The organism is Thauera sp. ZXT1-4 (genome assembly GCF_052598215.2).
The window spans coordinates 120,834-135,461 of sequence record NZ_JBQWSN020000004.1 but is presented as its reverse complement, the minus strand read 5'-3'; the positions used below and the strand labels follow the sequence as shown (position 1 = coordinate 135,461).

Sequence of the window (14,628 nt, the reverse complement as noted above, 5' to 3'; positions counted from 1 at the left end):
CGTCGAGCAAACGCCCAAGCTTACCAGCCCTCCATGGTTGTCAGGGCGGGCTGGCCGGGAATTGTTGGCGTTGGCGCGGTATCATTCGCCCTCTTCCGGCCTGCCGGAGCCATAGGTAGATCGTGCATGTCCTGCCCGTTAGTCAGTGTGGTCATTCCATCCTTCAACCATGCGCGCTTCCTTCTGGATGCGATCGAAAGCGTGCTGGCGCAATCGGTGCCGCTTGAACTGATCATATGGGACGATGCTTCTCAGGACGACAGTTGGAGCATCTTGACGGCGATCGACGATCCAAGGGTTCGGGTGTATCGAAACGCGTCAAACCGGGGGGCTCATTACACCCTGCATCGAGCGCTCGAAGTCGCTCAAGGCGACTACCTTGCGATTCTGAACTCCGATGATCGCTTCAGGCCCGACCGCTTGTCGCGTTGTGTGTCCCTAATACAGTCGGAGGGATTCGATCTTGTTGGCACTGACATCCAGTTGATCGATGCCTCGGGGCAGGCAGTTGCCGAGCACTGGTGGGTCGATGCCTTCGAGGAGCTGAAAAGCGTCTGGAATGAGACGGGCGATTGGGTGGGCACCTTGCTCGAGGGCAACGTCTTCATGACTACCTCGAATTTTGTGTTCAGTCGTGTTTCATGGGAGCGCTTTGGCCCGTTCAGCTCCCACCGGTACGTTCATGACTATGACTTTGTTCTCAGGGTCTTGGCGGGAGGGGGGCAGCTCGGCTGGATTGAAGAGAAATTGCTGAACTATCGCCTGCATGATTACAACACCATCAGCACTCGTCCTCTGGAGGCGAACCTCGAGGCATCTGCTCTGCTTCGCGAGCACCTTGCGGCGCTTCTTGGGGATGGCAGGGGACTAGCGTCGAGAATCCGGCATCTGAATTCGCAGTGGGGCCGGATTGAACGCTACGAGAACGAAATACTTGCTGCCCTCCAACATGATGCACTCGTCCGTAAGGATGCAGAGTGGAAGCGCCTGGTGGATGATCGTGATCGTTGGATCGCCGAGCGAGATGGTTGGATCGCCGAGCGAGATGGTTGGATCGCCGAGCGAGATGGGTGGATCGCCGAGCGAGATGCGCTGATTGCGGAACAGCAAGAGATGATCGCGCAGCAAGGTCAGGAAATGAGCAGGCTTGGTGCGGAGGTGGCGAGGTTTATCAGACGACCGTTGCGAAGCGCGCTTAGCGTATATTTTGGCAAGGCCCGCCATTTTATTGGAAGGGGGCGCACTCGAAAGGTAGTGCTGTCTGAACTCTCAGCTGCTCCGGTTTCCCGCGTCACGAGCTTCCCTGCGCTGAAGCGGCTGGTCGAGTCTAGGGCTTCGAATCTGAAAACGATATCGTTCGATGTGTTCGATACCCTGTTATCCCGGTGCATCGAGCCTCCGGGCTGGATAGTCAAACGCGTTGCGGAGGATGTGGCGGCCCTTCTCCCGGACGGGCCTGACGCGCAGGCACTCGTTGCTGCGCGGACCGAAGCTGAGGCTGCGCTGCGCGCGGAAGCCACCTCGGACGGTGGGGATCATGAGTGTCATCATGATGACTTGATCGCCGAGTGGGTTGCGCGTATCGCCCCCGGTCTGTCAGCGCAGAAGCAAAAGGCGCTTGCTGCTCAAGTAGAAGAAGTTGAATTGGCATACGAGCGGCTTGCCTTAAGGGCCAAACCCGAGGGTATCGAGTTCCTGAGATGGGCTCATGCCCGCGGGTTGCGTCTCATCGCCGTATCCGATATGTATCTCGGTGAGCGCCACTTGAAGATGCTACTGGACTGCCTTGGCTATGAAGGGCTCATCGATCGCGTCTACGTTTCGTCTGAGCATCGAGTCGGAAAGTACTCCGGGCGTCTGTTCAACGCGGTGCTCGAGGCGGAGGGTGTCACGCCATCGCAACTGCTGCATGTTGGTGACAACCTCCACTCCGATATGATCGCACCGTCTAAACTCGGTGTCACAGGCGTATTTCTCGATGAGCCCTACCAGCGTCATCGCAGGCGCCGGCAGCAGATCTCGGCAGAACTTGCCTGCAGCGGCGGCGTGTGGCCCGGCCGAATGCTCGCTGAGATCATCGGCGAACGCTTGCATGACGATGAGCGCGCAACCAATGAGGCATTCTTTTTCCAGTATGGACTCGAGGTTTTGGGGCCCATATTCAGCTGTTTCACCTTGGGCCTTGTGGAGCGCGTCCGAGCAACTGCGCCTGAATGTGTCTACTTCCTCGCACGAGATGGTGATCTGTTTCAACGGATGTACGAGCGCTGGAGTGCCTTGGCTGGGACAGAGCTTCCTCCAGCGAAATACGCCTACGCGAGTCGCAGGGTTGTTGCTTGTGCTGCAGTCGCTGGAGGGCTGGATCATGTCAAGGCGCTGGTTGCCCTTTACAATCCAAAACAGTGTGGGCTGAAGTCGATTCTAAAGACGTATGGGCTGGCGCCGGATGCGTTTTCAGACCTCGCACGCGAGCATGGATTTGAGAAGCTCGATGAGCCATTGCAGGACTGGCATGATTCACGCCTGTTGGATTTCCTCGGTGACACACGGGTTCAGGAGCGTATTCGGCCTGTCGGAGAGGCTTCGAGCCAACTTCTGTTCGAGTATTTCGAGCAACTTGGGTTCTTCTCGTCCTCCCGCGTTGCGCTTGTTGACATTGGCTGGAATGCAACCATCCAGCGCTTCATGGAGCAGGCGTTTGGCGAGCGTCCATCCTGCCGGTATCCGCATGTCGATGGCTACTATCTCGCGCTTGTGAGCGCCATGCACGGCACCGCGCTGCGGCATGGCTCGGCGGAAGGGCTCCTCCTTGATCAAAGCCGGAATTCGCCACACGAACGTGCGCCCTTCGATTTCGAGGAGTTGTTCGAGCAGGGCGCGCGGGCGCTACACGCAACCACCGTAGGGTATCGGCGCTCCGCGTCTGGGGTGGAGCCGGTGTTGAAGGACGACGATGCCCTAGACCGGCAAGCCGAGCTACGCGCCAACCCGGATATAGAAGCCATGCAGCGGGGGGCGTTGCTCTGTCTCGAACATTTCGTTGCAGCCCAGCGCCTTACCGGATTCCGTTTCGAGGAGATCAAGCCGTATGTCATGGCTATGGCTGAGCGTGCTGTCGTGTATCCTTCCGTTGCGGAAGTGGCGCACATCGGTCGCCTTGCCCACACAGAGGATTTCGGACATGACCACCTACTTGATCTGGCTGCTGCTGAACTACGCCTCGGAGATTTGCTGCGCCCGCGCCAGTTGATGCAGAAGCTCGGACATCTTCCGTGGCGGTATGCCCCATTTGCACGTTTCCGGGTTTCCGCACTCAATGCAGTGGTCAGAACAGCCCACCTCGCCAATGCCAAAGGGAAAGAGTCATGAGGAGCGACGAAAGAAAGCGCCTGATTTTGCCGGTATGGAAGCTCGTCCTGATGCATGCTCCCTTCCGTATCTATAGGCATGCTGGAGCGGGTTTTGCTCCTGGTGTGAGGAATGCGGTCTTCTATGGGGCGAGAGTCTTGAAGAGCATTCTGTTTGACCGTGACAGAGTGAAATATCTGGTGATCCGATTCCTCCGAATATTCAAGTGAACAATATCCGGTCGCTGGCTCTGATCAGCAGCCAAGCGTTTTCAATCTACAATTTCAGAGGAGGCTTGGTCCGTGAGTGGGCCGACCTGGGTCTGAAAGTTCATGCACTGGCCCCGGACTATGATGAAGCGAGTCGAGCTAAGGTCAGGGGGCTCGGTGCGGAGCCAGTCGACTATCCGTTGCGTCGTACCGGGATGTCTCCGTTGCACGACCTCCGTGCTTTGTGGGCGCTGTTTCGGCTACTCAAGCGCTTGGACGTTGACGCAGTATTCAGCTATTTCGTCAAGCCGGTGATCTACGGGAATATGGCTGCACGCCTTGCAGGGGTTCAGCGCAGGTTCTCCATGATAGAGGGCGGTGGGTACGTCTTCGCAGAGACCCCTCCATCGATGTATCGTCGATTCTTGAGAAAAGGCGTTACCTTGCTGTACCGAAACGCCTTGAAGGGAGCGGAGCGGGTTTTTTTTCTCAATCGTGAGGACGAGGCGCTTTTTCTAGCGGGCATTTTGGTGCCTGAGCAGGCGTTTCTGCTGGGGCCCATCGGCGTTGATCTGGCGCATTTCGCACCTCAGCCGGTTCCGCTTGAGCCGATTGTTTTCCTGCTCGCGGCGCGACTGATTGAAGAAAAGGGTGTTCGGGAGTTTGTCGAGGCGGCAAGGGAGCTTCGAGGACAGGCTCGGTTCATTCTCCTTGGCGGGCCCGATTTAAATCCGAATTCCATCGGACGCGGGCAGCTTGAAGAATGGGTTCGCGATGGCTGCATAGAATGGATCGACCACGTTGAAGACGTTCGGCCCATAGTGGAACGCGCAAGCGTGTTCGTACTTCCTTCATACTACCGCGAAGGTGTTCCGCGTAGCATCCAGGAAGCAATGGCAATGGGGCGCCCGGTTATCACTACGGATATGCCTGGCTGTCGCGACACCGTAGTGCACGGAGAAAACGGATTTCTGATCAAGCCTCGCAGCATCGAGGCTCTTGTCGATACGATGCGTGTATTTATTCAGAATCCACCGCGCGCGGCAATTATGGGTTCGGCCGCGCAAAGCTTTGCACTCGAGAAATTTGATGCCAAATCCTGTAATGCAAAGATCAAAAAGGAAATGGGTCTCTCCCAATGAGATGCGCCGTGCTGAAGGAATGAGTTCGAGCCGAATGGTTTCGAGTGAGAGAGATGCAAGTTCAAACGCCTGATGCATTAGCACGCGTATATGCTGTCGTTGTTTCGTATAATCCAGACCTGTCCGTTCTGAGGAGTCTCGTTCTCAGTGTCGAGGGGCAGGTCGATTGCATTCTGCTTGTCGATAACGGCAGCAGGAACATCGCCGCTGCAGCAGCCCTTGAGAAAGAGGTCGCCAATCTACGATTGATCTCGTTGGGCGAGAACCTTGGTGTGGCGAAGGCGCACAACGTGGGCATCGTCGAGTCAAGGAAGGCAGGCGCGACGCATGTGCTCATATTCGACCATGACAGCAAGGCCCCTATTGACCTCGTCAAGACCTTGCTGGAGGCTGAAGCGGCATTGATGCGATCGGGGGCGAGGGTTGCTGCCGTAGGCCCGGCTTTTCACGATCCACGGACGGGGAGGCAGTATCCGTTTGCGAGGATCAATGGATTTTCGCTACAGAGCCTCTATCCTGTGCCGGAGAGCGAGCCAGTCGAAGTCAGTATCCTTATTTCCTCTGGGTCTCTGATCAACCTGCAAACGGTGGATGTCGTGGGAGAGATGCGGGAGGATTTCTTCATCGACTACGTGGATATCGAGTGGTGTCTGAGGGCGGGCTCGCTGGGTTACAAACTATACGGTGTGCCCGCTGTGTCGATGGAGCATGCTGTTGGTGACAGCAGGTTGAAAGTGCTCGGTAGGGAGATCAGCGTTCACTCCCCCCTCAGGAGATACTACCTCGCCAGGAATAGTGTCCTGCTGCTCAAGCTTCCTTATGTTCCATGGAAGTACAAGGTCCGCGAGGTTTTTTACTCGGTGTCTCGTGTAATGGCGTTTCTGGTGTTCGTTTCGAACAGGGCGAGTTATCTCCGCTACATCCTCAAAGGATGGCAGGATGGACTGCGTGGAAGGGGCGGCCGTATATCCTGATCAGCGATTGCCAGCGTGCGCTGTAGATACAAAAAAATACAGCCTGCGGTCAGTGTAGAGCTGGGGTGCAGGCATTGCTGGTCCCGTCGGAGAGGCGGCAGAGGCCACTTTTCGAGTCGTAGATGAACACGGTTGCATCGGCCTTGGTTGAGAAACAGTATCCGAAGACCGTCGCAGTTCCGATTTCCCGGTCGGCTCCTATGGGCGCATTTTCCTGCATCGAGAAGGCCTTCGTTTGTGCGTCTGAGTACAGCGCGTAGGCGAACATGGCTGCGCTGTCATGAATCCGGTCCGGGTATGCAAAAGAGGCGCTGTCCTGCATGCGCAATTCTGTGAATCCGGATTTCACATCAAGCACCAGCTGCAGCACGTCGCACTTATCCCCCGCAATGTGGAGCGAGGTGTTCGAACGGATGGGTTGGTTGTACAGGTATATGGCGTCACGCAGGCTCATGACCTCCTGGGTTATCGCCGTGGGAGCTGCCAGAAACTCGTGCAGCTTGTCCTCATAGGCGAGATCGAAGCGGCCATAATACGCGCGGGTTCCGCTGCAGGACGAACTCGCCGTGCCGCCGTGCAAACTGCCTATCAGGTATTGGCCTGCGTCGAACAGGCCAGAACCGCTGCTTCCGGTTTCGGTTGTGCCGGATGACCATTGAACCTCGACGTGATTGGAGTCGAGCGCGCTGGACGACATGCAGCCAAAACTCTCTGTATCGATCGTTTCGCAATTCTGATACGACTGAAGAGTGCCGAAGCTGATTTTCTGCATTTCGCCTTGAGGGTGGTGCAGTCCGGCCACGGTCGCCCAGATGCGGGGCGTGCCGCTTCGCCAACCTGCGAAAACCGCGCCAAGTGGTGGTTGAGCGCTCAGGCGCATGAATGCAGTATCGGTGGCGGCGCTCGTGTACAGCAGTCTTGCGCCTCCGATCAGGGTAGCTCGCTCCGTACTGGGTAAGGAGTGATTGCACCACGCGGACCGGTGAAACCAGTGCGTTTCGACGGTCGAGGCAACGCTCTGACTGTAGACGCAATGCTCTGCCGACAAAAAATACGGAATGAAGGAGGCGTCGTCCTTATCGTTCAGCAAGGTTCCGGAGCAAAGGTACGAGAATCCATCGTCCGTAACAACGACGTGGGCGGTCGCCCGGCTTGGGCCGTCCCAATCGGGATGGCAGCGCACGTCATTGTGGCAGGCCAAGGCGCCTGAAGATTGGGTGATCCAATTGCGGGTCGCATTGGTGGTGAGATGAGAAATCTGGGGCAGTGCGAAACGCACCTGGGTATCGTCGACTCCCGGTGGCAACTCGATTTCGATCGATGCTTCGTCTCCTTCTACCATCGGCGACCACCAAGTATTCGCCAGTTCAGTGGGGGCGCCTGCGGTCTGGTTCTGAATGATGATGTCCCGAATTTCTGCTCCGGTGACTTCAATTCCATCGGTGGCGCCGGGTCGGTGCACTCTGATTCGTGCCTCTGAGGGCATGGCGAAAATCCGGACGCCGAGGCGTAGCGCCGCTGATCCTGGAGACGAGATGGCCAGTGTTGCAAGCCTTCCCCCCTCGGGGGTCTGCTGCCAGTCGAGTTCTTCCCGAACTCTCGCCGCAGTTTGAAGGGCCTGAACGCGACGCTTGTGACCTATCGTTTCAGGCCCAATGCCGCCGCCTGATGGCCGCTTCTTCATTACGGGTATTTCCGACCCTGGCGTTTCAGCGGAAAACCGCTTCGTTGTCGGCAACAGTGATTTCAGAGGGCGCTGCCGATCCTCCGCCGGCCGGGTATTCGGAACGGCAATGGCGGACTCGGCGCGGCTCGCCGGGTAGAGATCATCCGCTACGGCGAGTCCCGCGGCTGACATCAGCAGGGGTGCAATCAGAATACGGAAGAGAGTCATGTCATTCGGTCCATGTTCCGCCATTCGGGCAGGGTATGAGTCTGTCTTCCCGGATGCAGGCTTTCTGGTCGCTGACATACTTGAAAACGCGAGCGGTTTTCTTCGTCGAGTAGCAGTAGGCGAATATGGTTGCAAGGCCTGTGGCGTCTGCGGTCGTTGTACTGTCGCCTGACAGGGTGAAGCGTTTGAAGCGGACGGTCTGGCTGTAGAGTGCGTAAGCGAACAGCTCGTGGTCATGGAAAATTCGATCGGGGTAGGCGCGTGAGTCTGGGCCCTCATGCATCGACAGATCGGAGAACCCCTCCTCTACATCCAGCAGCAGTTGGAGGACATCGCAGTCTTCCCCGATGACCTCTATGCCCGGCGTCGGACCGAGGCGCTCCGAATACAGATACGCCGCGTCGCGCAGCAGCATGGGCTCGGCGCCTTCTGCAGCGTTGTAACTCAGGGTAAGTGAGCAGCAAAGGAGAAAGGCAATTGGATTCGGCACGATGAGGTGTGAGGTCAAGGGAGGTCAGGGGTTCGGGCTTCGAGATCAGGAGGCTGAACGGACGCGCAGGCGAGTAGAAACCGGACGTCCGACAAAGAACAGCAAGGGGGTCAGGAGCAGGGTCCACAGCAATGCACGCGCGGGGCCGTGCCAGGAGGCGTGGCGCCGCTGCGCGGCCAGGGGGCCGTTCGGAGGGAGTTCGACGACGAACTCACCCGTCTGGGGCGCGTGCGTGTCGACGACACGGCTGTACGCCCCGTCCTGCAGCAAAACGCGGCCGCCATCTGGCCCCGCGAGAAAGCGCAGCCGTATCGTGTGGTGCAGGGTTTCGATGCGAGAGATCAGCGGCCGGGCGTCGTCTCCGCTCCGTAGCCCGGGGCCGGCACCGCGCTCCCATCCTGGCGCCACCAGTTCTCCCTGGATGTCCGGCACCATCCATTGTGGAACAGAGGCTGTCCGCAACTGCATGATGATGATGGTGCCATCGCCCATGGGCGTGAGCTGCACGGTGCGCGTTTCCTGCGGCAAGCGGGTTGCACCAAAAACAAGCGAGATCATCAACGCTAGAGTCGCACACAGCCCAAGCCGTATCGGGTCGGGCAGAGGCCGATCGCTGCCATCGTGGACCGCCTGCACGCGCAGCCTGACGATACAGGCGAGCGCTGCGCTCACGAATCCAAGATAAGCAGCAAAGCCTGTCCAGTGGAAATAGCGGAACTCCGCTGAAACATTAAGGGGAAAGTACGTCAGCAGATAGATCGAGCCACTGGCGATCAAGGCGCAGCTCAGCAGACCGAACCGGGTGGCTTCGACGCGCAGAGCGAACAGCCATGCCAAGGAGAGGGCCAAGACGACGCTGAATACCCAAGGGCGGCCTAGTCTGTCGTTGAGCCCGGATTCGATATAGGCCCGGGCAAGCTCCGTGGTCTTGCGTGGCGGTGTGCTGAATGGGAACTGGATCGTTTCCGAGGCGGGCTGTTCGAAAAGCATGGCACGCGAGTTCGGGTCATGCATGCTTCGCTCGAAAGTGGCGGCCATGACCGAATACGCCCCGAGTGGATTCGAGAGCAGCGCCCTGATCCACGCTTCAGTCATTTGCCTGCTCCCCCATATCCCTTGGCGCTCCAGGTTCCGATGGATGCCGGAGCACTGGCCCCAGCGTGCGGCGGTGTCCCACTGCACCGGCGAATAGCAGGCGTTGACGATCGTACGGGAATCGTCGCCAGTCCAGCGGCCGGGAAAGAGGTTTCGACCCTCGACATACGACAGTGCGAGTAGATGGAAGGTCTTGATGCTGTCCGCGGGATGTGTGGCTTGGACGTTCAGGAGGCGATTCTGAACAGTCTGAGCCGCAGGCATCAGGGCCATCACCAGTAGGGCAGCAACGGAGCTGCGACGCCATCCCAGGCGCAGGTTGGCGTATACAAGGAGCGGTATGAGTGCAAAAACTGCGTTGGACCGGGTCAGAAAGGCCGCCAGTGCCAGTAGGTTAGACAGTACTTGCCAAATCCTCTGAGCGCGTGGGCCTGCGCCGGGATCGTTGGCGCAGAATGCGCATGCAAAGCCGGCCAGCAGCCAGGCTGACAGCATGACATCCTTGTGAACGTGCCCAAGGTAGTTGAACACACCGGGTAGCCACGGCACCGTCAGGATCAGCAGCGCCCACGACCCCGCCGTGCGCGCAGCGCCAACCGTAATGGTCGCCAGCGCCGCCCAGATCAGGGCGTTGTCGAGCGTGACGAAGCCCCCCGGCCCGGGCAGCAGATCGTGCGCGAGCGACCAGACGAAGGTCATGAACGGAGAGTGCCAGTCGTTGTATTGCCCCTCCTCAATCTGCTTCAGCTGCCAGAATGTGTCCGGATTAAGGTATCCGGGGTAGCTTGCGTGCAGAACCAGCCCGGCGCACGCTGCTGCGAGCATGACGCTGAACAGGCGCAAGCCGATCGGGCTGCGCGTGCTTCCGCTCAACATTTGTCACCTGATGCCGGCTTCTTTGCGGAGAACACGTAGCGTTTGCTGAATACGAAGTTGATTCCCATGCCTGCCAGCGATCCGATCGCAACCCCGATCAGTAACCACCAGCCGGCGAGTTCGAACAGGAACACGATAAAAAAGTAGACGACCAGATTCACGCTTCCGCCGCCCAGACAGACGACCAGATAACGCAGGAACTCGCGATGCAGGGGCAACTCGCTGAGGCGATCGGCAAATGTCAGGCGGCGGTTCACAATCCAGGTGGTGAACACCGCGGCAAAGAATGAAAGCAGCCGAGCGACATAGGGGCCGGCCACGGGGGCAGCAAGCATCAGAACGCCTGCGTCGACCACGTAGCCAAGGGCGCCCGCGAGGCCGAAGAACAACAAGGCGCGCACGAATCATTCCCGCAGATCGGCTGGCGCAGGGCCGCTGGACAGGTAATGCAGGTGCCGGTTCTCCCGCCGACCGATGGTTACTGTTTCAAGAATCAGTCCCGCCGTCAGGCTCAAACCACTCAGTATTCCGACGCCGGCGCTAAGAACTGCGGTCGGAAAGCGGGGTACGAGGCCCGTATCCAGCCAGGTCAGGATCAGCGGCACGGCGAGACCGAATGAGATTATCGCGAGCAGTACCGACGCCAGGCCGTAGAAACGCAGTGGTTTCTCGACGGCGAACAGCCGCAGGATCGTCGATAGAATGCGGATGCCATCGGAGTAGGTCCGCAGCTTGCTCGTTGAGCCCTCGGGGCGCACACCATAAGGCGTGGGGAGTTCGGCGTAGGGCATGCGCAGTTCCAGCGCATGGATGGTCAGCTCGGTTTCGATTTCGAAGCCGTGCGACATCGCCGGGAAGGACTTCACGAAGCGTCGCGAAAAGACGCGATAGCCCGAAAGCATGTCCGTGAAGCGCCCGCCGAAGATGCTCCCCACCGCACCTGTCAGCATGCGGTTGCCAAACCGATGGCCTGGCCGATAGGCCTCTTCGGCCTCGTGCACCCGGGTTCCAACCGCCATGTCGAGGCCGCGCTGGAGCAGCGCATCGATCAGCCGGGTCACGCTGGGGGCGTGATACGTGTCGTCGCCATCGGCCAGTACATAGATGTCCGCGTCGACGTCCGCGAACATCCTGCGGACCACGTTGCCCTTGCCTGCCAAGGCAACGTGTCGCACATGCGCGCCCGCCCGGACCGCGCGCTCGGCAGTGTCGTCGGTCGATGCGTTGTCGAATACGTAGATGCGGGCGCCGGGCAGAGCGCTCGAAAAATTGTGCACGACTGCCTCAATGGCAGCGGCCTCGTTGAAGCAGGGCAGGAGGACGGCGACGCGCAAACCCTGCGGCCAGTCCGTGCAGCCAGAACCGGCCGTGGTCTTGATGTCTGTGTGGGTCACAATACCTTCGCGTCTTCAATATGGTGCGGAATGGCGCGATTTTACCCTACCCGCCTGGGCGAGCGGCGGCAGGTGGGGAACGGGAGGGGCCTAGCGCGTGGCGGCGCGCAAGACCCATCAATGCATCCGGCCGTATTTCCAGTAGACTCGCGGCAGCGCCAATCAGGCTCTGCTCGCCCCATTCTGTCCTGCCTCTCCGAAGTTTTCATGAATCGAGACACGCCCGTAATGCAGATCATGTCTTTCGACCCGCCTGCCGGCCGCCCAAGACTTGGAGAGCTGCTCGTGCAACGAGGGCGCCTTGCCGCGCGCGACCTCGAGCAGGCGCTCGCCGCCCAGGTCGAAATGGGCGGGCTGCTCGGACAGGTTTTGATCCGCTTGGGCCTGGTTGCCGAGAGCGACGTCGTTGATGCGCTCGCCGAGCAACTGGGGGTCATCTTTGTGCCTGCGGCGTCCTTTCCTCTGGAGCCGCCTGAGGTTCCGGGGCTGGCGCCGGAGTATCTGGTTGCGCACAACGTACTCCCGCTCGCACTCGACGAGGGGCTGTTGCTGCTCGCCCTTGCCGAACCGCAGAACACGTTTCTTCTCAAGGCGCTGAGGCTGGCGACCGGGCTCCAGATCGAGCCCCGCCTTGCCCTCGAATCTGAACTCCGCACGGCGCTCGAGCGGCTATACGCCACACCCGAGGAGGACGAAGAGGCCGAAGGCCTGCTGGAGGGTGTGCTCGGAAGCGATAGCGAGTTCGTGGAGCATCTCAAGGACCTGGCGACCGAAGCCCCGGTCATACGCCTGGTCAATCAGATCATCTCTCGGGTCATCGATCTGCGCGCGTCGGATATCCATATCGAGCCATATGAAGACGGAGTCCACATCCGCTACCGCGTCGATGGCGTGCTGCATCGGGCTGAAGTGGCAAAGGTCGAGCTTGCAGCAGCCATCACATCCCGCATCAAGCTGCTCGCGCATCTGAACATTGCTGAACGCCGTCTGCCGCAGGACGGCCGGATCAAGACCCGCGTAAAGGGGCATGAGATCGATCTGCGGGTTTCCACCCTGCCAACCGTGCATGGCGAAAGCGTCGTCATGCGCGTGCTTGACCGCTCGAGTATCCGGCTGGAGCTCGAGGACATGGGCTTCTCTGCGGATACGCTGGCGCGCTTCCGCAGCCTCATCGACCGCCCGCACGGGATCCTGCTCGTTACCGGGCCGACCGGCTCCGGCAAGACCACCACTCTATACGCGGCCCTTGCCAAGCTCGATGCTGTAGCGCACAAGATCATCACCGTGGAAGACCCGGTCGAGTACCAGCTTGCGGGCGTCAATCAGGTGCAGGTCCATGCCCAGATCGGCATGAGTTTCGCAAACGCCCTCCGTTCGATCCTCCGTCAGGACCCGGACGTGATCATGATCGGTGAGATGCGCGACACCGAAACCGCGCAGATTGCCGTGCAGTCCTCGCTCACAGGCCACCTTGTGCTTTCCACGCTGCATACCAATACTGCAGCCGGGGCGATCGTCCGCCTGGAGGACATGGGGGTCGAGCGCTATCTCATCACATCGACGGTGAATGGCGTGCTCTCCCAGCGGCTGATTCGGACCCTGTGCCCCGACTGCAAAACCACGGCAACGCTCCCCGAAGATGTGCTTGTCCAGACGGGTTTGCAGCGTTTCATGACGGGTGGCAGCAGAGCGGTGCAGGTGGCGGTCGGATGTCCGCGCTGCAAGCACAGCGGATACGTTGGACGTACCTCGATTCATGAGCTTTTTGTCATGAACGAGGCGGCGCACAAGGCGATTCTCGGCGGTGCCGACTCAACTACCCTGCACAATGTCGCAAGGCAAGAGGGAATGCTCACGCTGTATGAGGATGGTTTGCGCAAGGTGGCCGCTGGCGTGACCTCGCTCGACGAGGTGCTGCGCGTCACGCAGGATCAGGGCAATGCCTGAGTTCGCATATCGCGCCGTTGATGCTCGTGGCCATTTCACGGACGGCCTTATCGAGGCCGCAGACTTGCAGGCTGCAGTCGGCCAGTTGCGCGCACGCGGACTCACGCCAGTCAGTGTCGATGGTGCAGGCGCCACGGCGCACGTTCATCATCGTCCCGACCAAGGCAAGCGCTCGCGTCGTCTGGCTTTTGGGCGGGATGCGGGCATCAAGGCCGAAGACATTCATAACATCACCACGGAGCTCGCGGTGATGCTGCGTGCCGGGTTGCCGCTCGATCGCGCCTTGCGTGTTCTGCTCGGCATGGCCGACAAGCCCGCGCAGGCCGACCTGCTCCACGACATCCTCGAGTCGGTCAAGGCGGGCAAGGGGTTTTCGCAAGCGCTTCAGGCGCACCACCAGCATTTTGGCGATTTCTACATCAGCATGGTGCGTTCCGGAGAGGCAGGTGGGCAGCTCGGCGATGTGCTCACCCGGCTCTCCGAGCATCTCGAGCGGGTCAAGAGCCTGCGCGAGTCGGTCGTATCCGCGCTGATCTACCCAGCCATTCTGATTGTCGTCGCCTGCATTTCGGTGGTGCTGATGCTGGGCTTCGTCGTCCCCCAGTTCGAAACCCTGTTCGAGGACATGGGCGAGGCGTTGCCGATGCCTACCCGCGTCATCGTTGCGCTGGGGGATTTCGTCGCGGGTCGATGGTGGCTGCTCCTTGGTCTGGCAGTACTTGCGATCTGGGGAGCCCGGCGCTGGCTGCGAACCCCGCAAGGCGCTGTGTGGCGGGATACGCTCCTGCTCAGGCTACCGCTGCTCGGCCCGATCATGCGCAAGTACGAACTCACCCGTTTCGCGCGCAGCATGGGAACCTTGCTCGGTAACGGCGTCCCCATGGTCATGTCCTTGCGTATCGCCGCAGACACCGTGGGCAACAGCATCCTGCGTGAAGCCATCGACCGTGTCCCGGCAGACATCAAGCAGGGTAAGAGGCTTGCAGACGCGCTTGCCGCCACTGGGCTCATGACGCCGCTCGCCTTGAACATGGTCCGCCTTGGCGAGGAAACGGGCCGCCTGGATGCCATGCTGCTCGAGTTGGCCCGTGTCTACGACGGAGACGTGCAGGCCGGCGTGAAGCGGGGACTTACCATGCTCGAGCCCTTGTTGATCCTGGTTCTCGGGGGCGTGATTGCAGCAATCATCGTCTCCATTCTTCTGGGCATCCTTTCGGTGAACGACCTCGCAGGCTGACCGTTCCGGTCGGTGGCGGTTT

Annotated in this window: 10 protein-coding genes; 5 read left to right on the top strand and 5 right to left on the bottom strand. The window is 59.8% G+C overall.

From position 1 onward, the window contains the following. Positions 1–126 precede the first annotated feature (126 nt). The 3 genes from ACUH78_RS05215 (at position 127) to ACUH78_RS05205 (ending at position 5,673) form a co-directional block, all read left to right on the top strand. A complete protein-coding gene (locus ACUH78_RS05215) occupies positions 127–3,369 on the top strand; it encodes a glycosyltransferase (RefSeq protein WP_445332915.1) in 3,243 nt (1,080 codons plus the stop codon). Between the two features lie 205 nt (positions 3,370–3,574). Continuing rightward, complete coding sequence (locus ACUH78_RS05210) at positions 3,575–4,699, top strand: glycosyltransferase family 4 protein (RefSeq protein WP_445332914.1); 1,125 nt, start codon at positions 3,575–3,577, stop codon at positions 4,697–4,699. 53 nt (positions 4,700–4,752) lie between these two features. Then, on the top strand, positions 4,753–5,673 hold the full coding sequence (locus tag ACUH78_RS05205) for a glycosyltransferase family 2 protein (protein ID WP_445332913.1): 921 nt from the start codon (positions 4,753–4,755) through the stop codon (positions 5,671–5,673). A 49-nt stretch (positions 5,674–5,722) separates the two neighbouring features. On the opposite strand, the gene ACUH78_RS05200 is transcribed toward ACUH78_RS05205, so the two are convergent. From ACUH78_RS05200 to ACUH78_RS05180, 5 genes are all read right to left on the bottom strand, one after another. Continuing rightward, the gene (locus tag ACUH78_RS05200; RefSeq protein ID WP_445332912.1) at positions 5,723–7,567 is read right to left on the bottom strand and encodes a trypsin-like serine peptidase; all 1,845 of its coding nucleotides are present in this window, start codon (positions 7,565–7,567) and stop codon (positions 5,723–5,725) included. A 1-nt stretch (position 7,568) separates the two neighbouring features. Next, positions 7,569–7,982 carry a hypothetical protein gene (locus tag ACUH78_RS05195; protein WP_445332911.1) on the bottom strand — a complete coding sequence of 138 codons (414 nt, stop codon included), beginning with the start codon at positions 7,980–7,982 and terminating at the stop codon, positions 7,569–7,571. 120 nt (positions 7,983–8,102) lie between these two features. After that, positions 8,103–10,028: a hypothetical protein gene (locus ACUH78_RS05190; protein WP_445332910.1), complete on the bottom strand. Its 1,926-nt coding sequence runs from the start codon at positions 10,026–10,028 to the stop codon at positions 8,103–8,105. Continuing rightward, complete coding sequence (locus ACUH78_RS05185; RefSeq protein WP_445332909.1) at positions 10,022–10,429, bottom strand: GtrA family protein; 408 nt, start codon at positions 10,427–10,429, stop codon at positions 10,022–10,024. The genes ACUH78_RS05190 and ACUH78_RS05185 overlap by 7 nt, the downstream gene beginning before the upstream one ends. A gap of 3 nt (positions 10,430–10,432) precedes the next feature. Further along, positions 10,433–11,362, bottom strand: a complete 930-nt coding sequence (locus tag ACUH78_RS05180; protein ID WP_510497553.1) for a glycosyltransferase family 2 protein — start codon at positions 11,360–11,362, stop codon at positions 10,433–10,435. A 51-nt stretch (positions 11,363–11,413) separates the two neighbouring features. Between ACUH78_RS05180 and ACUH78_RS05175 the strand changes: the two genes are divergently transcribed. Both ACUH78_RS05175 and ACUH78_RS05170 read left to right on the top strand, forming a co-directional pair. Further along, entirely contained in the window at positions 11,414–13,369 is a 1,956-nt protein-coding gene (locus ACUH78_RS05175) for a GspE/PulE family protein (protein WP_510497552.1), read from the top strand. Continuing rightward, on the top strand, positions 13,362–14,606 hold the full coding sequence (locus ACUH78_RS05170; protein ID WP_445332906.1) for a type II secretion system F family protein: 1,245 nt from the start codon (positions 13,362–13,364) through the stop codon (positions 14,604–14,606). The genes ACUH78_RS05175 and ACUH78_RS05170 overlap by 8 nt, the downstream gene beginning before the upstream one ends. Positions 14,607–14,628 lie beyond the last annotated feature (22 nt).

What these genes read in the sequence shown, in the direction of transcription:
- ACUH78_RS05215 (WP_445332915.1), top strand. Translation starts at nt 127, where the DNA reads ATGTCCTGCCCGTTAGTCAGTGTGGTCATTCCATCCTTCAACCATGCG.
- ACUH78_RS05205 (WP_445332913.1), top strand. Translation starts at nt 4,753, where the DNA reads ATGCAAGTTCAAACGCCTGATGCATTAGCACGCGTATATGCTGTCGTT.
- ACUH78_RS05200 (WP_445332912.1), bottom strand. Translation starts at nt 7,567, where the DNA reads ATGACTCTCTTCCGTATTCTGATTGCACCCCTGCTGATGTCAGCCGCG.
- ACUH78_RS05195 (WP_445332911.1), bottom strand. Translation starts at nt 7,982, where the DNA reads ATGCTGCTGCGCGACGCGGCGTATCTGTATTCGGAGCGCCTCGGTCCG.
- ACUH78_RS05190 (WP_445332910.1), bottom strand. Translation starts at nt 10,028, where the DNA reads ATGTTGAGCGGAAGCACGCGCAGCCCGATCGGCTTGCGCCTGTTCAGC.
- ACUH78_RS05170 (WP_445332906.1), top strand. Translation starts at nt 13,362, where the DNA reads ATGCCTGAGTTCGCATATCGCGCCGTTGATGCTCGTGGCCATTTCACG.